The 21866-nt window shown below is 29.3% G+C and carries 22 protein-coding genes, 1 other RNA gene, 1 pseudogene and 2 riboswitches; of the genes and pseudogenes, 23 read left to right on the top strand and 1 reads right to left on the bottom strand.

Annotated features, from left to right (window positions below; translation table 11 throughout):
- Window positions 1–3: 3 nt before the first annotated feature.
- Entirely contained in the window at window positions 4–2634 is a 2631-nt protein-coding gene (gene ppdK / locus ACWW38_RS02245; protein ID WP_456259201.1) for a pyruvate, phosphate dikinase, read from the top strand.
- A gap of 44 nt (window positions 2635–2678) precedes the next feature.
- Here the strand turns inward: ppdK and ACWW38_RS02240 are convergent, their stop codons facing one another.
- On the bottom strand, window positions 2679–3740 hold the full coding sequence (locus ACWW38_RS02240) for a CotS family spore coat protein (protein WP_456259200.1): 1062 nt from the start codon (window positions 3738–3740) through the stop codon (window positions 2679–2681).
- A 339-nt stretch (window positions 3741–4079) separates the two neighbouring features.
- Here ACWW38_RS02240 and ACWW38_RS02235 point away from each other — a divergent pair, with 339 nt between their 5' ends.
- From ACWW38_RS02235 to ACWW38_RS02130, 22 genes and pseudogenes are all read left to right on the top strand, one after another.
- On the top strand, window positions 4080–5108 hold the full coding sequence (locus ACWW38_RS02235; RefSeq protein ID WP_456259199.1) for a deoxyguanosinetriphosphate triphosphohydrolase: 1029 nt from the start codon (window positions 4080–4082) through the stop codon (window positions 5106–5108).
- Window positions 5109–5320: 212 nt separating this feature from the next.
- Complete coding sequence (gene dnaG / locus ACWW38_RS02230; RefSeq protein ID WP_456259198.1) at window positions 5321–7105, top strand: DNA primase; 1785 nt, start codon at window positions 5321–5323, stop codon at window positions 7103–7105.
- Between the two features lie 4 nt (window positions 7106–7109).
- Complete coding sequence (gene rpoD / locus ACWW38_RS02225; protein WP_456259197.1) at window positions 7110–8213, top strand: RNA polymerase sigma factor RpoD; 1104 nt, start codon at window positions 7110–7112, stop codon at window positions 8211–8213.
- An 80-nt stretch (window positions 8214–8293) separates the two neighbouring features.
- Entirely contained in the window at window positions 8294–9184 is an 891-nt protein-coding gene (locus ACWW38_RS02220) for a PH domain-containing protein (protein WP_456259196.1), read from the top strand.
- Between the two features lie 10 nt (window positions 9185–9194).
- Window positions 9195–9884, top strand: a complete 690-nt coding sequence (locus ACWW38_RS02215; protein WP_456259195.1) for a tRNA (adenine(22)-N(1))-methyltransferase — start codon at window positions 9195–9197, stop codon at window positions 9882–9884.
- Window positions 9875–10690, top strand: a complete 816-nt coding sequence (locus ACWW38_RS02210; protein ID WP_456259194.1) for a Nif3-like dinuclear metal center hexameric protein — start codon at window positions 9875–9877, stop codon at window positions 10688–10690. The genes ACWW38_RS02215 and ACWW38_RS02210 overlap by 10 nt, the downstream gene beginning before the upstream one ends.
- A gap of 199 nt (window positions 10691–10889) precedes the next feature.
- Window positions 10890–11234, top strand: an RNA gene (gene rnpB, locus ACWW38_RS02205) — RNase P RNA component class A.
- A gap of 338 nt (window positions 11235–11572) precedes the next feature.
- Window positions 11573–11947 carry a GNAT family N-acetyltransferase gene (locus tag ACWW38_RS02200; protein ID WP_456259193.1) on the top strand — a complete coding sequence of 125 codons (375 nt, stop codon included), beginning with the start codon at window positions 11573–11575 and terminating at the stop codon, window positions 11945–11947.
- A 126-nt stretch (window positions 11948–12073) separates the two neighbouring features.
- The gene (locus tag ACWW38_RS02195; RefSeq protein ID WP_456259192.1) at window positions 12074–12748 is read left to right on the top strand and encodes a CPBP family intramembrane glutamic endopeptidase; all 675 of its coding nucleotides are present in this window, start codon (window positions 12074–12076) and stop codon (window positions 12746–12748) included.
- Window positions 12749–13153: 405 nt separating this feature from the next.
- Entirely contained in the window at window positions 13154–13726 is a 573-nt protein-coding gene (locus ACWW38_RS02190) for a class I SAM-dependent methyltransferase (RefSeq protein WP_456259191.1), read from the top strand.
- Between the two features lie 22 nt (window positions 13727–13748).
- Window positions 13749–14081, top strand: coding sequence for a CGGC domain-containing protein (locus tag ACWW38_RS02185; protein WP_456259190.1), 333 nt, complete (start codon window positions 13749–13751; stop codon window positions 14079–14081).
- Window positions 14082–14679: 598 nt separating this feature from the next.
- A complete protein-coding gene (locus tag ACWW38_RS02180) occupies window positions 14680–14817 on the top strand; it encodes a hypothetical protein (protein ID WP_456259189.1) in 138 nt (45 codons plus the stop codon).
- Between the two features lie 34 nt (window positions 14818–14851).
- Window positions 14852–14983 carry a hypothetical protein gene (locus ACWW38_RS02175; protein WP_456259188.1) on the top strand — a complete coding sequence of 44 codons (132 nt, stop codon included), beginning with the start codon at window positions 14852–14854 and terminating at the stop codon, window positions 14981–14983.
- A gap of 37 nt (window positions 14984–15020) precedes the next feature.
- Window positions 15021–15103: riboswitch (cyclic di-GMP riboswitch) on the top strand.
- A gap of 76 nt (window positions 15104–15179) precedes the next feature.
- On the top strand, window positions 15180–15554 hold the full coding sequence (locus ACWW38_RS02170; protein ID WP_456259187.1) for a response regulator: 375 nt from the start codon (window positions 15180–15182) through the stop codon (window positions 15552–15554).
- On the top strand, window positions 15544–16179 hold the full coding sequence (locus tag ACWW38_RS02165) for a chemotaxis protein CheC (RefSeq protein WP_456259186.1): 636 nt from the start codon (window positions 15544–15546) through the stop codon (window positions 16177–16179). Before ACWW38_RS02170 ends, ACWW38_RS02165 begins: the two co-directional genes overlap by 11 nt.
- Window positions 16172–17101 (top strand): diguanylate cyclase domain-containing protein, encoded by a 930-nt coding sequence (locus ACWW38_RS02160; RefSeq protein WP_456259185.1) that lies wholly within the window; start codon window positions 16172–16174, stop codon window positions 17099–17101. Before ACWW38_RS02165 ends, ACWW38_RS02160 begins: the two co-directional genes overlap by 8 nt.
- A gap of 292 nt (window positions 17102–17393) precedes the next feature.
- The gene (locus tag ACWW38_RS02155; protein WP_456259184.1) at window positions 17394–17822 is read left to right on the top strand and encodes an N-acetyltransferase; all 429 of its coding nucleotides are present in this window, start codon (window positions 17394–17396) and stop codon (window positions 17820–17822) included.
- A gap of 27 nt (window positions 17823–17849) precedes the next feature.
- Window positions 17850–18419 (top strand): annotated as a pseudogene (locus ACWW38_RS02150) (N-acetyltransferase family protein).
- Entirely contained in the window at window positions 18412–18816 is a 405-nt protein-coding gene (locus ACWW38_RS02145) for a GNAT family N-acetyltransferase (protein ID WP_456259183.1), read from the top strand. The pseudogene ACWW38_RS02150 and the gene ACWW38_RS02145 overlap by 8 nt, the downstream one beginning before the upstream one ends.
- Window positions 18817–18885: 69 nt before the next feature.
- Window positions 18886–19281: an ACT domain-containing protein gene (locus tag ACWW38_RS02140; RefSeq protein ID WP_456259182.1), complete on the top strand. Its 396-nt coding sequence runs from the start codon at window positions 18886–18888 to the stop codon at window positions 19279–19281.
- A 141-nt stretch (window positions 19282–19422) separates the two neighbouring features.
- A riboswitch (THF riboswitch) is annotated at window positions 19423–19525 on the top strand.
- A 71-nt stretch (window positions 19526–19596) separates the two neighbouring features.
- A complete protein-coding gene (locus ACWW38_RS02135; protein ID WP_456259181.1) occupies window positions 19597–20109 on the top strand; it encodes a folate family ECF transporter S component in 513 nt (170 codons plus the stop codon).
- Between the two features lie 242 nt (window positions 20110–20351).
- The gene (locus ACWW38_RS02130; protein ID WP_456259180.1) at window positions 20352–21776 is read left to right on the top strand and encodes a sigma-54 interaction domain-containing protein; all 1425 of its coding nucleotides are present in this window, start codon (window positions 20352–20354) and stop codon (window positions 21774–21776) included.
- The last annotated feature ends 90 nt before the right edge of the window (window positions 21777–21866 follow it).

Genomic DNA, 21866 nt, shown 5'->3' with positions numbered 1-21866 from the left:
AAAATGGACAATAACAAATATGTTTACCTTTTCAACGAAGGTAATGCTAGTATGAGAAACCTTCTTGGAGGCAAAGGTGCTAACCTTGCAGAAATGACTAATTTAGGAATTCCTGTTCCTCAAGGTTTTACAATTACTACTGAGGCATGTAACAAGTACTATGAAGATGGAAAAATGATTTCTGATGACTTATTTGAGCAAATAATGAAGGCATTGGCTAAGACTGAAGAAGTTACTGGAAAGAAATTTGGAAATAAAGAAAATCCTCTTCTTGTATCAGTAAGATCGGGAGCAAGAGTTTCAATGCCTGGAATGATGGATACAATATTAAACTTAGGTTTAAATGATGAAACAGTTGAAGGCATTGCTAAACTTACTGGAAATGAAAGATTTGCATATGATTCTTACAGAAGATTTATACAAATGTTTTCAGATGTAGCTATAGGAATTGAGAAGAGAAAGTTTGAAAATATATTAGATGAAGTAAAAGAATCAAAAGGTGTTAAATATGATACAGATTTAAATTCTGATGATTTAAAGGAAGTAGTAAAGAAATTCAAAGCAATATACTTAAAAGAAATGGGAGTAGAGTTTCCACAAGATCCAAAAGAACAATTAATGGAAGCTGTAAAGGCTGTATTTAGATCATGGCAAAACCCAAGAGCTATAGTATATAGAAGATTAAATGACATACCATCTAGTTGGGGAACAGCTGTAAATGTACAATCTATGGTATTTGGTAATATGGGTGATAATTCAGGAACAGGTGTTGCATTTACTAGAAATCCTGCTACAGGAGAAAATATAATCTTTGGTGAGTATTTAATTAATGCTCAAGGAGAAGATGTTGTTGCAGGTATAAGAACTCCTCAACCAATAAGCAAACTAGAACAAGATCTTCCAGAGTGCTATAAAGAATTTATGGATATAGCTCATAGATTAGAAGCTCACTATAAAGATATGCAAGATATGGAGTTCACTATAGAACAAGGAAAGCTATATTTCTTACAAACTAGAAATGGTAAGAGAACAGTTCAATCTGCTCTTAAGATAGCTGTTGACTTGGTAGAAGAAGGAGTTCTAACAAAAGAAGAAGCACTACTTAAAGTAGAGCCAAAGCAATTAGATACTCTACTTCACCCAGCATTCGATGCAGATGAATTAGAAAAAGCTATTCCTATTGCTAAGGGGTTACCAGCTTCTCCAGGAGCAGCTTGTGGTAAGGTATATTTTACAGCACAAGATGCAAAGAATAATCATGAAAAAGGTGAAAAAGTAATTTTAGTAAGACTTGAAACTTCACCTGAAGATATAGAAGGAATGATAGCAGCTGAAGGAATACTTACAGGCAGAGGCGGTATGACATCTCATGCAGCAGTTGTTGCTAGAGGAATGGGTACTTGTTGTGTAGCTGGATGCGGAGAAATAAAAATCGACGAAGATAAAAAGATTTTCACTGTTGGTGGAAAAACTTATAATGAAGGAGATTATATATCTCTTGATGGAAGTACTGGAAATGTTTATGGTACAGCAATAAAGACTGTAGCTCCTGAAATAACAGGATATTTTGGAACATTCATGGCTTGGGCTGACCAAATTAGAAAGTTAAAAGTAAGAACTAATGCTGATACTCCAAGAGATGCAAGGCAAGCAGTTGATTTTGGAGCAGAAGGTATAGGTCTTTGCAGAACAGAGCATATGTTCTTTGATGAGGCAAGAATACCAGCAGTACGTGAAATGATAGTTTCTGAAAACGAAGAACAAAGAAGAAAAGCACTAGCAAAATTATTACCTATGCAAAGAGAAGATTTTATAGGGATTTATGAGGCTATGGAATATAGACCAGTTACAATAAGATTCCTTGATCCACCACTACATGAATTCTTACCAAATGAAGAAGAAGATATAAGAGAATTAGCAAAGGATATGGGATTAGGCTATGAAGAGCTTAAGTCTACAATAGAATCTCTTCATGAATTTAACCCAATGATGGGACATAGAGGATGCCGTTTAACAGTTTCATATCCTGAAATTGCTGAAATGCAAACAAGAGCTATAATAGAAGCGGCAATTAAAGTTAAGAGAGAAAAAGGATTCGATATAGTTCCAGAAATTATGATTCCTCTTGTTGGAGAAGTAAAAGAATTAAAATATGTAAAAGATGTCGTTGTTGAAACAGCTAATGAAATTATTGAAAAAGAAGGAATCGATTTAAAATATGTTGTAGGAACAATGATAGAAATTCCTAGAGCTGCTCTTACAGCAGATGAAATAGCAACAGAAGCTGAATTCTTCTCTTTTGGAACTAACGATTTAACTCAAATGACATTTGGTTTCTCAAGAGATGATGCTGGTAAATTCTTAAATAGTTATTATGAGAAGAATATATATGAATTTGATCCATTCCAAAAACTTGATCAAAATGGAGTAGGTAAACTAGTTAAAATGGCAACTGAACTTGGAAGAGGAACAAGAGAAGATTTAAAGATAGGAATATGCGGAGAGCATGGTGGAGATCCTTCATCAGTTGAATTCTGTCACAATATTGGTCTTAATTATGTATCTTGCTCACCATTTAGAGTTCCAATAGCAAGACTTGCAGCGGCTCAAGCACAAATTAAAAATTCAAGATAGTTAATATATAAAGTCACCTATAATTGGTGACTTTATAATTTTATTTATTGAATATGAAATTTTTTATTTATATAATTATTAAAATTATCTATAAATTCTATTTGTGAATCTAAGTTTTCAATTGATTTATTAAGCATGCGAACAAAGATTTTTTTATTGCATTTTTGTATGTTTCTATAGTAATCCCTGGATATTTTCCAGTATTTTTGAGGAAAAGCTAAATACCCTAATAGATATCTGTATTCATCAAGATTTAAAGGGTGAATCTTTTCATAGGACTCTAAACACTCTAAAACAGCATCTAGGTTCCAGCTTATTCTATCTCTTCTCAAAAATCTTCTTAAAAAGTATCCTATATCATAGATACAATAGTCTATTCTACATTTATCAAAATCAATAATCCATAAATTATCTCTATCATCAACAATTAAGTTTTTGCTTACATAGTCCATATGACAAAGGGAGATAGAGAGTTTATTGAAGTTTGTTAATCCCAATGCTTCTAATGAAGCTCTTGCTAGATAAACACCTTTATCAAAAGAATTTAAGTAAATTTTTGAAAAGTTATCTTTATATTTAAAAGCTAAATTAGAATTTAAAAGTAACCTTTCAAAGTGCTTGTTTATTGATTGGAATAAATCATTGCATCCTTTTCGGAAAGTGCTCCCTGGAATAGGGAAAAAGTTTTTAGACAGAATATGAAATTTACCTAGATTAGAGCAGGCCTTTAAAGTATGCTCTTTTAAACCATAATCGCATTTTATTCCATCTATCCAAGGAGTTAAAATAAATAACATATTTTCATACTCAACATAGCGACTCTTGTATTTATTAGGCAGTATCCTAGGTACATTTATATTGTTTCTATAAAGCCATTCTATTGCTGAATAAACAAAAAGCAATTCACCTTTATCAAAATAAACTTTTTTTAAACAATACTCTTTATTAGGAGTAGTTAATTTGTAGACAGCCCTTTGTTTATCTGTATCTTTAAATTTTATAGAAGTAATTTCAGAAGTTTCAAGATTGTAATATGGAAGTACATATTTTTTTATGTTTTCCTCAGATAATAAATTTAAATTATATACTTTAGCCGATTCAGGCATAATAACACTCCTTAAAAAAAATCTCATTATAAGCATATTAACAAACTTTATATATTATACGTGAATTTAAAAAAGGATTTATAATATTCTTATAGAAATACTACATTATAGATTATGAATGAGGACTTTATACTTTATCCGATGACTACCCGCTCTAATACTCCCATCTCCTTCAAAGTGGGAGTAAAGAGCGGCTACGTCCCTGGATAACGATTTCCCCTAAAGGATAACGACTTCTAAGGAGTGAAACTCCTAAGAATTCTGTTAATAAGCTTCAGTGGGAGTAAAAACTCCCTCTGAAGCCAAGAACTTTGTTTATGTAAGAGGAGGAGTTTCTAAATGAATGTTCGTGAAAGAATAGAGAGTAATGAAAAAAAGACTTTGATAAAATATGCAACTTTCTCTTCTGAAATTTTAGAAAGAGAAGTATTTGAGGAAAAAGATGATATAAGAACAGCTTTTATGATTGATAGAGATAGAATAATTCATAGCAAATCATTCAGAAGACTTAAGCATAAAACTCAGGTGTATATAAGAACTTGGGGAGATCACTATAGAACAAGGCTTACTCATACCCTAGAAGTTGCCCAGGTGGCAAAGACAATAGGTAGAGGTATTGGGTTAAATGAAGATTTAATAGAGGCAATTGCACTAGGACATGATATAGGACATGTACCATTTGCTCATAATGGTGAAGAGGTTTTAAATATGCTGAATCCTAAAGGATTTAAGCATAATGAGAATAGTGTAAGAGTACTCACTAAAATTGAGAAACAAGGTAAAGGATTAAACTTAACTAAAGAAGTTCTAGATGGAATATTGCATCACAGTGGATTTTCCAATGGTTCCACTAGAGCATATACCTTAGAAGGTCAGGTAGTAAGGTATAGTGATAAAATAGCCTATGTTAATCATGATATTGATGATTCTATAAGAGCAGGTTTGTTAAGTGAAGACTCTATACCAAAAAAATTTGTTGAAGTCTTAGGAAAGGATCATGGGCAAAGAATTGGATGTCTAGTAGAAGATTGCATATATGAAACTCTTAATAACATTGAACATGGAATTATAAGTGTTTCTCTAAGTAAAGAAATAGAAAATGCTCTTTCTCAGCTTAGAAGTTTCATGTTTAGAAATATATATAATGGAGAGATCCTTAAAAAAGAGAGAGATAAGGCTAAATTTGTTTTAGAACAGGTATATAATTATTTTTTAAAGAACCCGGAAACTATGCCTAAGTTTTATTTGAATATTGTGGAAAGAGATGGACTGTATACAGGAGTTACAGACTATATTGCAGGAATGAGTGATGATTACTGTTTGTATTTATTTAACGAAATATATGTTCCTAAGTTTGTTATTTATTAAATATAGGAATATTATTTACAAGTATAGGAAAAATATATTTGTCAATAGTAAATAAAGAAAAAGAAAAAAATTGAAGGATATTTGTATTTTATAAAGAATATATATATATGCAGATAAAAAAATAAAATTAAAGAAGGATAATAAGTATTTTTGTCGAATATATTTAAGGTTCATGTAAAAATTAAAATCTTAAAATGGGTGGGAATGCTTCATTGATAAGTGAAGAAATAATTCAAAAAATTAAAGAACAAAATGATATAGTTGATATTGTTTCAGAAACTGTAAAGTTAAGAAAGGCTGGAAGAAATTATACAGGACTTTGTCCGTTTCACCACGAAAAAACACCTTCCTTTAGTGTCTCGCAAGACAAACAAATATATAAGTGTTTTGGATGTGGAGAGGCTGGTAATGCTATAACCTTTGTAATGAAAACAAAAAACTTATCATTTGTTGAGGCTGTTAAATATTTAGGTGAAAAAGTTAATATTGAAGTTGACCCATATACACCGCAAAATTCTGCAATTAAGGACAAAAGTGAGAAACTTTATAAGATTAATGTTGAAGCGGCTAGATTCTACTTTAAAAATTTACAAACTAATAAAGAAGTAATTTCATACTTCAACCGGAGAGGTTTAGTAAATAAAACTATTAGGAAATTTGGGTTAGGATATGCTCTTCCTGGTTGGAAAAACTTAACAAATTATTTAAAGAGAAAAGGCTATACAGAGCTAGACTTACTAAATGCAGGATTAATTATAAAGGGCAAAAATAACACCTTTTATGATAGATTTAGAAACAGAGTTATATTTCCAGTGTTTAATCACAGAGGAAAAGTAATAGGCTTTGGTGGAAGAGTTTTAGATGATTCTAAACCTAAGTATTTAAATTCGCCAGAGACAGAGGTTTTTAAAAAAGGTATAAATTTATATGGGTTGAATTTTGCTATAAGGGAAAATATAGACAGAACTTTAATTATTGTAGAAGGTTACATGGATTGCATATCTTTACATCAATATGGGATTACTAATGTTGTAGCTTCATTAGGTACAGCATTAACTACTGAGCAAGCAAAACTTCTCAAAAGATATGCAGATACAATAATAGTGTCTTATGATGCCGATATAGCAGGACAAAGTGCTACAATTAGAGGGTTAGAAATATTGAGAAAAGAGGGATTTGACCTTAAAGTATTGACAGTACCTGAAGGTAAAGATCCAGATGAATTTATTCGAAATAATGGAAAAGAGGCTTTTATAGCTCTTATAAAAGATGCAATGCCTTTTATAGATTATAAAATTAAAATTGCAAAAAAGGGTCTTGATTTAAAAGACAATGAAATGATGATTAAATACATAGATAGGGTTTGTGGAATTATTTCAGAATTAGACCCTGTAGAAAAAGATGTATATATAAGGAAGATAGCTGAAGAAACAGAAGTTAAAGAGCAGGCTATATATGACTTATTGAACCAAAAAACTAATAAAAATGTAAATAAAATGGAAAAAGTGTATAGTAAAGATAAATTTGGACAAAAATTATACTTAGAACCAGCTTATATAAAGGCAGAGCGCAATTTATTAAAAATGATGATTGAAAATAAAGAGAACTATAATTACATTTTAAAGAATATAAGTAAAGAAGAATTAATATTAAATAGTCATAAAAAAATATTTAGATTAATTACAGAAGGTATTGAGGAAGACATTAAAAATCTAAATGCACATATAGAGGCTAAATGTGACGATGTAGAGAGTTCAAAAGAATGGATAAACATACAGCAAACAGAAGTTTTATATAGTGATAATGATAAAGAATTAATCGAGGATTATATTAAAGAAATCAAAAAATCTAAGCTAGAGGAGTCGAAGAAGGAAATCATGAAAAGAATTAAAAAATACGAAGAACAGGGACTTTTTGATGAATCTCTGAGACTGGTAAAAGAACTTGAGATAATTCAAAGGCAAATAGTAGAAATTAACAGTTGCGAAAGGAGGTAGCTTCATGTCTGATAAGAAGAAGGATAGTATGAAAAAGCCAAGTGTAAAAGATAATAGTGAGAAAATGAAAATAATAAAGAATCTAATTGATAAAGGAAAGAAAAAGGGCAGTTTATCATATAAAGAAATAATGGATGAATTGGACAATGTAGAATTAAGCCCTGAACAAATAGAAAAAATTTATACTGTTCTTGAATCAATGGATATTGAAATTATTGGTGATATGAAAGACATGGAAATAGAAGAGGAAGAACTTGATCTCTCTATACCAGAAGGAATTTCAATAGATGATCCTGTTAGAATGTATTTAAAAGAAATAGGTAAGGTACCACTGTTATCTCCAGAAGAAGAAATTGAACTAGCCAAAAGGATAGAAGATGGAGAAATGGCTGCGAAAAAGAAATTAGCAGAAGCTAATTTAAGACTGGTTGTAAGTATTGCAAAGAGATATGTAGGTCGTGGAATGCTTTTCCTTGATCTTATTCAAGAAGGAAACTTAGGATTAATAAAGGCAGTAGAGAAATTTGACTATAGAAAAGGTTATAAATTCAGTACTTATGCTACATGGTGGATAAGACAAGCGATTACAAGAGCTATTGCAGATCAGGCTAGAACTATAAGAATACCTGTTCATATGGTAGAAACAATAAATAAACTTATAAGAGTTTCAAGACAACTTCTTCAAGAGTTAGGTCGCGAACCTCAACCAGAAGAAATAGCTGAAATCATGGAAATGCCAGTGGATAAAGTAAGGGAAATTATGAAGATAGCACAGGAACCAGTTTCCTTAGAGACACCAATAGGGGAAGAAGAAGACAGCCATTTAGGAGATTTTATCCCTGATGACGAGGCACCAGCACCAGCAGAAGCTGCAGCTTTTACAATGTTAAAAGAACAACTTATAAATGTACTTGATACTCTAACACCTAGAGAAGAGAAAGTTTTAAGATTGAGATTTGGTCTTGATGATGGAAGAGCTAGGACTCTTGAAGAAGTGGGTAAAGAATTTAATGTAACAAGAGAAAGAATAAGACAAATAGAAGCAAAGGCATTAAGAAAGCTAAGACACCCAAGTAGAAGTAAAAAGCTTAAAGATTATTTAGACTAGTATAAAAGGCATAAAAATAGGAGTAAAGTTTAACTTTACTCTTTTTTTATGATATAATATCTAAAAAAGAGGGTGATAAAATGGAGTTTTGTAAATTTGAAAAAGGCATAAGTCCTTCTGTAATACTTCTTTCAATGATATTTATAGACTTTGCAGTGTTTTTTCTAAGTAGTTTTATTGATTTATATATGACTTTGTCTTTAATTAGAATTTTCTTAGTAGTATTTAATATTTACGGAATCTACTATTTTTTATTATCTATATCCATAAGATATACAATTGATGAAGAAAACTTGTATATTGTAGGTATTTGGGGATTGAAAAAAGTTAAAATTCCATTTAGTGATATAGAAGGTTATAAAACATCTAGAGGAATAATAAATGGAGTTAAGCTATCAGGAGTGGGAAAAGATAAATTTGCATTCGGAAGGTACGTATTAGAGAAGATTGGGACTACACGTATGTTTGTTACTTCAAAAAATGATGTCGTATATTTGAAAACTCGAGACATAAATTATGCAATTTCACCAGAGTCTATTGAAAATTTTACAAAGGTTTTAAAATCGAAAAACATAAGCCCGATAGAATGGGAATATTTAAATAAAAAAGAAATAAATCTACATAAAAAAAAGGATTTTATGATTCCTTTTATAATTGTTAGTGTAATTATTGTTTTATTTACCATTACTCCACTATTTTTATACATAAAAAATCTTATTCCAAATGAAATGCCATTAAGCTTTGATGCTAAATTCCAGCCGGTAAGAATGGGGACAGGCAAGCAATTTGCATTTAAACAGACTACATATGGTGTTTTAAATATGGCTATTTTGTTTTGTATGTATTATGCAGCTCATTTTCATGCAAAATATGATAGAAAGAGTGCTAATAGATACATATACGCATCATTAATAATATCAATTGTATTTTTTGTAATGCAGATAAAAACAATTTTAAATTTTATACTCTAGGAGACAAGCAATGAATATAAGTACTAGATTAAAAACAATAGCATCATTAGTAGATAAATGTGATAAAATTGCTGATATAGGAACTGATCATGGATATCTTCCAATTTTCTTAATACAAAATGGAGTATGTAAAGAAGCTATTGCTTCAGACATTAATAGAGGACCAGTAGAAAGAGCAAAAGATAATATAATTAGAGAAAAATTAGATAGAGTTATATCCTGTAGATTAGGTCCAGGATTCACAACTATTGAGCCTTTTGAAGTCGATGGAGCTATTATTGCTGGAATGGGCGGAAACTTAATTAGGGATATTATAGAAGAAAAGAAGGATGTTTTTAAAAGCCTTAAATTTCTAATTTTGCAGCCAGTGCAAAATCCTGACATACTAAGAGAATATCTTTATAAAAGTGGATATAGTATATTAGATGAAGAACTTTGCTTAGATGAAGGTAAGTATTATGAAATAATAAAGGTAAAATATGGTACTAATATTCAAGTTGTAGATAGCATATACTATGAGATTAGTAAGAAGCTAATTGAAAAAAAGCATCCTCTAATTAAAGATTATATAAATTATAAAATAGAAAAATATAGTAACATATTAGGATACATATCAGAGGATACAGAACTAGCGGATAATAGAAAAGCTGAATTAAATGAAAAAATTAAAAAGTTGGAGGAAATATTAAAATGTCTTTAAAGGTTAAAGATATAAAAAATATAGTGGAAAAAATGGCTCCAGTAAATCTTAAAGAGAGCTATGATAATGTTGGGTTAATGGTAGGTGATTTAAACAAAGAAATCACCTCTATACTTTTAGCATTGGATTGTACTCTTGATGTTATAAGAGAAGCATCAGAAAAAGGTTGTAATTTAATTTTTACTCATCATCCATTACTATTTATAAAACCTTCCTCCATTACTTATGAAACTCTTAGTGGAAGAAAGATAAATGAACTCATTAAAAATGATATAAATCTATATTCAGCACATACAAATTTGGATGCAGCTGAAGACGGAATAAATGAAATATTAATGAAGATGTTAGGGTTTAATGATTATATAACTATGGAACTTTCACCTAATAGAAATTCTAAAGAAAATAAAAGTGGTATTGGAAGAATTGCTGCTTTAAATGAGCCTGTTACATTAATAAGTTTATGTAATAAAGTTAAAGAAACATTGAATATTCCATATCTAAGATATGCTGGAGAAGATTTAATGGGAATAAGTAAAGTTGCTGTAGTAAATGGCAGCGGGCAAGATTATTTTTCACTGGCAAAGAATATGGGAGCAGATTGCATTATAACAGGGGATACTACTTATCACTATGTTAGCGATTATTCAGAAGATGGAATTGGAATAATTGATGCAGGACACTTCGGAACAGAATGGCCAGTATTTAAGTTGATGGGAAAAGTCTTGCAGGACAAAATAAGGGGATTAGGATATGATAATACTGTTATTATATCAGAAAGCTTAAAGGATCCATATAAGATAATTTAAGGGGAAGTCATGAGGTAAGAGCTAAGAAATAATAGTTGTGGTGAAAATTCAGCCTTGCTGAATTTTTTCATAAACTCTTACTTTTTACCTATTACCTATTAGTTCTTACCTAAATAGCAAATTGTATAGGGAATCATTTCTTAGCATGGAATTAAAATAAATTTGATTTTTATAAAATAATGTGTTAATATAAAATCTGCGAGTAAGCCAGATGATCGCTGCTGCACAATGTGCAGGAGAGGAAAGTCCGAGCTCCATAGGGCAGGGTGCTGGGTAATACCCAGTGGAGGCAACTCTAAGGAAAGTGCAACAGAGATATACCGCCCTTCTTATGAAGGGTAAGGGTGGAAAGGCGAGGTAAGAGCTCACCAGCGCAATGGCGACTTTGCGGCTATGTAAACCCCACCTGGAGCAAGATCGAATAGGAAGACATATGGGGCTGCCCGTCCTGTCTTCGGGTAAGATCGCTTGAGCCCATTGGTAACAATGAGCCTAGATAGATGATCGTCAAATACAGAACTCGGCTTATAGACTTAGTCGCATATTGAAAACACTACCTTTGTGGGTATGTGTTTTATTTTTTTACAGACTTTTTCATTGTTTTCTTTAATATAATTTTCAATCCAAATAGATATATAATTCTGTTATAATAGAAATGCATGTATTATTTTGTATTTTGTTAAACTAAATGATAAAAATATATGCAATCTTTTTTACTTAATAAGCGATAGTAAAATATGAGGAAACAGATAATATTTATGAAAGGGTAATAGGAACATGGATATAAGAATAATATCGCCTGAAAACAGGAAACAAATTAATGATTTTATTAGTTCCCATTGGTTTTCCACTGATATGGTAATTAGAGGAGAATTAGTTGATATGACAAAATTGGACGGTTTTGTTATATATGATAAAGAAACCATTATTGGATTAATTACATATACAATTAAGAGCAATGAATGTGAAATTATGTCTTTAGACAGTTTGAAGGAAAATCAAGGAATTGGCACTAATCTTGTAAATAAAATTATTGAAATAGCAAGTGAGAAGAAATGTACGAAAATAAAATTGATTACAACAAATGATAATATAAATGCTATACGTTTTTATCAAAAACGAGGATTTGATATGGTAAATATATATCGTAATGCATTGGATACTTCGAGAGAATTAAAACCATCAATCCCTTTACTTGGGGATTTTAATATACCTTTAAAACACGAAATTGAATTTGAAATGGATTTGTTTAAGTAATTATTATTTTTAAGATGGTAAGATCGTATTATTCAAATTGTGACTGATAAAAAATTTTGTTGGTTGGAAGATATTACAGCATGACAAAATATATTATAATAAATTATCAATTAGGATAGGTGAAAAATGAGAATAAGATACGTAATAATTAGCTCAGTAGTTGCATGCATAGTATTATATTTTGTTGAACAATTTCTTCAGGTAAACTATGCGTTAAAAACAGTATCAAAAATTATATTATTTACTATGATACCGTATATGTATATAAATTTATTTGAAAATAATAGTTTAACTAAAGCTATAAATATTAAAAAAATAGATAAAAAACATTTGAAATTAGGATGCCTATTTGGAATAAGCTCATTTTTAATTATATTAATAGCTTATTATTTTTTAGGTCACTTTATAGATTTTCAGAGCATATCAAAAGAATTACAAAACAAGTCTAACATTACTCCAGCAAATTTTGCTTTTATAGGAGCTTATATTACTTTTGGAAATTCTTTTTTAGAAGAGTTTTTCTTTAGAGGGTTCATATTTTTGAATTTATATAAACTAAAATATAAAAAGATAGCTTATGTCTATTCTTCTATACTTTTTGGACTTTATCATATTGCTATTTTTAAAACTTGGTTTAACATATGGATAATAGGATTGGCCCTGTTAGGGCTTATAGCTGTAGGATTTATATTTAACTGGCTTGATACTAAGTCAGAAAACTTTATAAATTCTTGGATAGTTCACATAATGGCAGATAGTGCAATTATATTTATTGGACTTAAAATGTTTAACATAGTTTAACAGTAGTAAAGTTTTTATAAAGCATAATTTACTATAGGCTTATTTATGAATTTAATTCTTATAAGAAATGGATACCCAATAACCGTTATAAAAATGGAAGAAAGAAATAAATATATGGTTGCTCTTGAAAAGGCCAGTATTGAAAACACTATCTAAAAGGTATGTGTTTTATTTTTTACAGATTTTTTTTATTAAGTATTCGATTATATTTGTTATAGATATTTATTTCATTGTTTTCTTTAATATAATTTTCAATCAAAGTTAGTATATAATTTTGTTATAATAGAAATACATGCATTGATTGGTGTTGCATGGTATTAATACATGATAGCTTTATGCTATGTAGCAGTATATAAAAACTCAAACAAATTTTAGTTGGGCAAACTAAAGAAGGAGATGATTTTAATGAAATATAGGGAATCAGGAATGCCGTCAGAAGAGTTATGGCAATCATTTTTTAACCCAGTAGATACTCTTAAACAAATGGGTGTAGAAAAAAATATAAGAACTTTAATTGATATAGGATGTGGCTACGGAACATTTTTAATACCAGCTGCTAAGCTTGTAAGTATGAATGTTATTGGCATAGATGTTGATGAAAAAATGGTAGAAAGTTGTACAAGCAAGATACAAGCTAATCATATTCAAAATGTTTACTTAATTCACGGTGATATATCTACAGAGAGCACTATAGAAGAATTAAAAAAATATAAAACTGAAATTGATTATATAACATTATTTAATATCCTCCATTGTGAGAATCCACTAGATTTGCTTCAAAGTGTTTATGATGTCTTAAATAAGAATGGCAAAATAGGAGTTATACATTGGAGACATGAAGAAACTCCAAGAGGACCATCAATGGAAATTAGGCCTAAATCTGAAACTATAATAGAATGGGCGTCAAAAGTAGGATTTACTTTAGAGAAGCGGATTGAACTTCTACCTTATCATTTTGGTTTAGTGTTTGAAAAATAAAAATAAATAGGGGGTAAAAAGTATGAAAGTTGGGCTTATTAGATGTATGCAAACAGAAGATATGTGCCCTGGTACTACTTGTTTTAGGGTTATGCGAGATAAAAAACTTGCTTTTGATGGAATTGAAGGAGATATTGAGGTAATTGGCGTAAATACTTGTGGTGGCTGTCCTGGAAAAAAAGCAGTAACAAGAGCTGCTGAAATGGTAAAAAGAGGTGCTGACACTATTGTATTAGCTTCCTGTATTAAAAAAGGAACTCCTATAGGATTCGCTTGCCCTTATGCAGAAAGAATGAAGGAATCAATTGAAAAAAGATTAGGTAATAATATAAATATTATCGATTATACTCATTAATAAAAAAACATTCTTGCGTCGTGATTTTCTTATTATAACAAATCCTATCTGATATTATGAAAAGTATGGGTATAAGTATATTGGTACGGGATATCATCCATGGGGAGATAATTCTCGTATATATGTTGCAAATTTATATCAGATTTTTTAATTAATGACGAATTCTATGATTCTTTACTAATGGGATTACTGATTGATTAAATTTCTTCATAATATTCTTTTAATGCAACATAGAAAAGATGTAAATTAACTTAATAAATAGTAATTTAAGTGACGCTCTAAATCTTTGATTTAGCTAGCGGAACTTACTCCTACGTAGAGTAGCGAAGTAGGAGTTTCTTTTAGTTTATGATACTATAAATGCCTATATATCAAGTTTTTTATCGTTATTTATAAATGAAACACCTACTCCATTTCATTACGCAGGTGTAAGTTCGACTGGCCAAATATAAAATTTGGAGTCTCACTTAAATTTCAATTTGTATATTTGATGTAACATAATTTCATATTCAGTTTTGTCATATCTTTCTTATGTTACGCCACAACAGTATTTTATTATGCAACAAATAGTATTTATACAATGATAGGGAGTAGTGATATGAAAATCAGGAAACCAGAACTTGAAGATTTAAATATAATCATAGAAATCTTTAGGAATGCAATTAATATAATAAATGAAAATAATATACACCAAATCACCATTCTTCTTATAGTGAGCTGTGGCAGTAAAAAATGAAGTGAGGATTTTTAATATAATTTGGAGGTATAAAATGAATAGATTGAAATTAGTTTTACCATCACCGGAATATAAAGAAAAACTTCTAGATTACAAAGATGTTAGGACTAGCTTTAGAAGAATGTGCGAATTTAAGATAGATAACTATTGCAACAACTTTTATTAAATGATAATATTTAACTGTTGTAATTTAGATTGATTTAAAATATAAGGGGAACTGTGAAGTACATATTTAATTTGGGCATCTGATATGTATGGAGTTATTGATGCAACCCACCCTATATTCATATTTTTTATGAATATAGGTTTTTTATTTTATACAGAATAACTTATTCCATAATTAAATAGGAGGTATAGTTAAAATGAATATTTTAATTATTGACGATTCTGCTTTTTCCCAAAGAGTAATAGCTAACTTAATTGTGAAATATTTGGATAATGTAAATACTTATTTTGCAAAGGACGGAGAAGAAGGCTTAGAAAAATTCAAAAGTATTAAGCCAAATTATACATTTGTGGATTTATTGATGCCTAAATTAAATGGAGAAGAGCTAATAAAACAAATAAATGAATATGATCCTAATGCAAAAATAATTGTAGTTTCTGCAGATGTTCAGAAAAGTATAAAGGAAGAAATAGATTCATATGGGGTAATGGCATTTATAAACAAGCCTTTTACTGAAGAAAAAGCAAAATCTGTATGTGAAATAATAAGGAATAGTGAAAATGGAATATAGAGTAGAAAGAGAAGACATATTAAAAGAATTATTTAATATAAGTGTAGGTAAATCAGCAAGTATACTGTCTGAAATAATTAATAAAAAAATATTATTAAATGTGCCTAATTTGGAGATTTTAGATTTAAATGAAAAAATAATAGACATGGATAATTATCTTCCAAAGGCAGTACAGGGAAATATAATGGTATCCTCTATATCATTTAAAGATGAACTAAGAGGAAGGGCAAATTTGATATTCCCAGCTGATAAAATGAGAACATTTATAAACTTGTGTTTAAATGAAAATGATGAAAACCAATTAGGCAATATGAATTTTACAGATGTAGATTTCGATATTATAAAGGAAATTGGAAATATAATATTAAACTCAGTTATAGGTGAAATAGGAAATTATCTAAAAATAAAATTAAGTTATACTTTGCCAGAAGTAAAAATATTTAATAAAATAGATTTTGAAAAAAATATAAAGAGTAAAGAGTTTACTCATCTTTTAATGTTATATATAACCTTCAAAATAGACGGCTCAGAAATAGCAGGAGCTATAATAATTAATCTTACTTTAAGTTCATTAAGTGAGCTATTAAATAAAGTAGATAAGATAGAAGATGATTTCTGTGGATAGAATTTTATATGATATATTAAACAATATAAATGAAGGAATAATAATATTAAATGAAGATTTAAAAATTTTATTTTGGAATAGTCATATGGAGCATTTAACTCATATTATTGAGGAAAAGGTAATAAATAATTGTATATATGATGTTATTCCAAGTCTAGATAAAGGTTATTTTAGAGAGATAATGAATTGTGTAATTAATGATGGAAGAAAAATGTTTTTTTCAGCAGCTATGCATAAAGATTTGCTAAATAGTAATAAAAATTTAAATTTGAAGATAAGCAGAATAGATAAAGAGAATTTGAACTTTATACTTGTTGAATTTATTGATGTGACTAATCAATTTTTACGCATTAATCAATTAAAAAAATATGTTAATAAATTATATATTTTAAATAAAGAATTAAAGGAAAAAGAAAGAACTATTAATAAATTAGCTTATTATGATGGACTAACAGGTGTAGCAAATAGAACATTGTTTTATAAGATTGCAGATGAATTTTATAATAATGCTAAAAGAAATAATATTCTTTTAGGTCTTATGTTTATAGATGTTGATAAATTTAAATATATAAATGATACATATGGACATAAAAAAGGGGACGAGGTTCTTATTCATGTAGCTAAAATATTAAGAGAATCCACTAGAAAAGGGGATATAGTTGCTAGACTTGGCGGAGATGAGTTTTTAATATTATTACCATTTATAAAAAATTACAATGATTGTAAAGCTATAGCCTCAAGAATTGTTAATAATACTAAAGTTTTATATTGTAAGGAAGAACAAATAAAAATATCTTTAAGCATAGGTATTAGTATACTACCTAATGATGGAAATGATATTGATGAACTAGTATTACAGGCAGATAGGGCAATGTATAAAGCTAAAAGCCAAGGAGGAAATAGATACTATTCATTTTCCTAATAGTAATTTAAGTTATGTTAAAAATGAAGAAATGGAGCATTATTTTGCTCCATTTCTTTATTTTTGTTTTAGGCTAGCTTATGATAAGTAGTAGGTTATTTTAATTTCAATATAGATTGATATATTTCTATTTAGTAAAAATTACATAATTTTGTTATAATAAGTTTACTGGTATTATGTGATGTTTTGTAATAGTAATTTAGTGTGAATGATATTTGTATAAAATCAATGAGTAAATTTGGCTTATAAACATAGGCTGAATATGTGATATATGGAAACAGAAGGAGAAAATATGATTAAGCAACTAGAAAGCTTTGAAATAGAAGAAGTTATGAATATATGGTTAAAGACTAATATTACTGCTCATAGTTTTATATCAGAGCAGTATTGGATTAAAAATTATAATGTTGTTAAAGAGGAATACATGCCAATTTCTACAACTTTTGTTTACAAAGAGGATGGTATAATTAAAGCATTTATAAGTATTATAAACAATTCATTTATTGGTGCATTATTTGTTTTAAAAGATTACCAAGGACAGGGCATAGGAAGAGAACTGTTGGATTATTGTAAATCTCTATATTCAAGTTTAGAATTGGGAGTATATGAAGAAAACATGGATGCAGTTAACTTTTATAGGAATTGTGGTTTTGTGATTAGAAAGAAGCAGATCAATGAAGATTCTGGATTTATGGAATATATAATGTCATGGACAATTTAATATTAATAATACTACTGGAGGCAATATATGATTATAGAAAACAAAATAATAGAAGGAAAAAGCCTAACATGGACACTTCGTTGTCCAACAAAATATGATGCAATTGAATTGTCAAAATTAAGAGTTAAAATTGATGGGGAAACAGAAAATCTTGATAGGGAATCTGGTGAAGATTTATTAACGCCAAAAGATTTTGAAAAACTTATTTATGAAGATTAAATAGCGGAAAAAACTATATTTTTAGTTGCAGAAGTAGAAGGTAAAATTGTTGGATTTACTCGTTGCCAAGGAAGTAAATTAAGCAGATTTAGACATAAAGCAGAGTTTGGAATATGTATATCAAAGGAGTACTGGAGCTATGGAATTGGTAAAGTACTACTAGAAAATGTTTTGATGTGGGCAGATAATGTGGGAATTAAAAAAATTTCATTAACTGTGGTACAAGCAAATACAAAGGCAATTCAATTATATAAAAAGTATGGGTTTGCAGAGGAAGGACTATTAATAAATGATCGTATTCATAAAGATGGAAAATATTATAACACAGTTATAATGGGCAGGGTGTTTGATATAGAGGGAGGACTCAAATATGAATAATATTGTGGTAGTTGAAAGAAAGCCATCGGTTGAGGAATATATTCAATTAAGAAGTTCCATTGGTTGGAAGATATTACAACATGACAAAATTCAAAAAGGATTGGATAATTCCATTTACTGTGTTTGTGTGGAAGACCAAGGTAATATAATTGGACTGGGAAGAATTATTGGAGATGGCGGAACAGTTTTTTACATACAAGATATAATGGTTGCACCATCATATCAAAAGAAAAACATTGGCACATTAATTATGAGGAAAATTGTGGATTACATTAATGATAATTGTATGGATGGGGCTATTGTCGGCCTAATTGCAATAAGTGAACTTGATAATTTCTATAAAAAATTTGGGTTTGTATATAATCAGAATAATCGTTTTTATAGATATGATGGTTAAATTTTATAAATAGTTTAACTCTCTCAAGTTATGGGATAACAATAAATAAAGATGGGGTGAAGGGGAAATATGTTAGAAAAAATATTAACCATGAGATTATTAAAAGAAAAATATGGAGTTTGCAGGTTGGATAAAACTGATTTAATTCCTGAATGGACAAAAGATAGTGACTTTTTTTCTATAACAAAAACATCAGATGAATTATCAATTGTATGTTTTCAAGATAGTATTCCGAATGATGTAAAGTGTGAAAGAGATTGGAGAATATTAAAGATTGAAGGACCATTAGACTTTTCTTTAATAGGGATTCTTGCTTCAATTAGTGCAATATTAGCACAAAAAGGAATAAGTATTTTCGCTATTTCTACCTATGACACAGACTATATTCTTGTTAAAGATAAGGATATAAATAATGCTATAGAGGCATTGGTTAACGAAAGGGATGAAGTTATTACTAGAGAGTAAGGGGTTATTAAATGCCAAAATACATTATAATAAATTTGAAAGATATTCAACCAAGCCAATTTTATAACCAATAATAAATATTTTACTTGTAATATATTTCTCCATGGAGTATAATTTATTCGAAATATACAATGCAATAAAGGCAGAGTAGGTATTTGCGCGTTAAGTGCTAGTGGAACGGGAAGTTGTCCGCTAGACGAAAAATGAACTATCATTTGCGGTGCATTTATCGCATTCCGCTGCCATAAAAGGGACTAACTTATCCCTCTTTTTGGCATATTGCAAACATTGCAAAACAGAAAGGAGGGGAGTTAAATGAATAAAATAAACAAAATAGTCTATATGGGACTACTTATTTCGCTGGAAATAATATTAACTAGATTTTTATCCATTCAAACTCCAATTGTAAGAATAGGTTTTGGTTTTTTGCCTATTGTTGCAGCAGGTGTTATGTTTGGACCTATCCTAGCAGGTATTACAGCAGCAATTGCAGATGTACTTGGAATGCTTATTTTTCCACAAGGAGCATATTTTCCAGGATTTACACTAAGTGCCTTCATAGGCGGAGTAGTATATGGAAACCTGTTTTATAAAAAATCAGCTACTATAATTAGAAGTGCCATAGCTGTTGGTATAATAATAGTTTTTGTTGATTTAGTATTAAACACTTATTGGTTAACATTTATAACAGGTAAAGCAGCTACTGCTTTAATTATTCCAAGACTAACTAAGTCAGTCATAATGTTTCCAATACAAACTACTTTGATATACACCTTATGGAAATTAATAATTAGACTGAATTTTATGCCGAAATTTAATAAAGCGTAATATATAAATAGAAAGGTCATTGACCTTTCTATTTTTTTATCTAATTATAAAAATGCCATGATATTTTTAGCAAAGGGAAAGAAAGTCAGCTTCTAAAATATGGCATGTTAATTGCTCCAAATACTACTGTAATAACAAGGAATTATTAGGTTTTAAAGAGCACTATGTTAATAGAAAAGGAGTAAATTATTGGTATATACCAGGAGTATGATTCAAAAGTCTTATAAATTGAAGGTGATTTTATGAGTAAGATAAGTAGTGAAATAAATGATTTAGAACACTATAAGCTAATATTTGATGAAATTCTAGATATGACAGAAGATGGATTTGTTGTAACTTCTCTTGATGGAACTATATTAGATATAAATAATTCATATTGTGATTTTATTGGAACTACAAAGGAGAAGGCTATTGGACATAATATAAGTGAGTTTATTAAGAATACTAAAATGCCTAAAATAGCAAAAACAGGCATTAAAGAGGTTGATGAAATCCATGAACTGGTAGATGGACAGCATTATAAAGGAGATAAGTTTCTATTTGTTACTAGGTCACCGGTAAAAAAGAACGGGAAGGTTATAGCAGCTGTTGCGCAGGTAAAGTTTAGAATACATACTTTAAAATTAGCTCAAAACCTTTTAAAGCAAGATAAAGAACTTAAATATTATAAAGATGAACTGCAAAGATTGGGAGAGAGTAAATTTAATTTAGAATCTATCATTGGAGAAAGTGATAGTTTCATGGAAGCAAAGGAACTAGCCAGAAAGGCTGCTAAGAGTAATTTGCCTGTACTAATTAATGGAGAAACAGGTACAGGAAAAGAGGTTTTTGCAAATGGAGTCCATTATGCTTCAGATAGAAAAAATAATCCCCTAATAAGAATAAATTGTGCTGCAATTCCAGGGGAACTTTTAGAATCAGAGTTGTTTGGGTATGAGGAGGGTTCTTTTACGGGGGCGAAGAAAGGGGGCAAAAAAGGTAAATTTCAACTTGCACATAAGGGAACAATATTTTTAGATGAAATAGGGGATATGCCTCTTCATATGCAAGCAAAGCTTCTTAGAGTACTTCAAGAGAATGAAATTGAAAAAATCGGAGGTTACGAACCTATACCAATAGATGTAAGGGTTATAGCAGCAACTCATCAGGACTTAAGAAAGCTAATTAAGGAAAAAAAGTTTAGGGAAGATCTTTACTATAGATTAAATGTTATAAATATAAAAATACCACCTTTAAGACAAAGAAAAGAGGATATATTATTATTTATCAATCATTTCTTAAAAGAATTAAATAAGAAGTATAAAACCGACATAACTATATCTCAGAGAGGGAAGGAATTGCTATTAAATCATAAATGGCAGGGTAATATAAGAGAACTAAAAAATGTAATAGAAAGTGCCTATGTTCTAGCGGAAAAGGATATTATAGGAGTTAAGCATTTGCCTTCTAACTTAATCACTTCTTCTCCTATAACATCTAAAGATGATAAAAGTAGTTCACTAGATTTAATATTAGATGAATTTGAAAAAGATATTATTTTAGAAACTTTAATGGAAAATGATTATAAAATTTCAAAGACAGCTAAAGATTTAGGGATACACAGAACTACATTATACAAAAAGATGGAAAGGTTAAATATTAAACTTTCAAGGTCAGTTGAAAGTTAACTTCAAAACTAAAGTGTAGATTATTTTCTACACTTTAATTTTATTTATTAGTAATATATATTTTTTCCTAAATAAATCTAATAGAAATAG

The sequence above is a fragment of the Clostridium sp. JNZ J1-5 genome (assembly GCF_053901425.1).
This window is presented reverse-complemented; position numbering and strand designations above follow the sequence as displayed.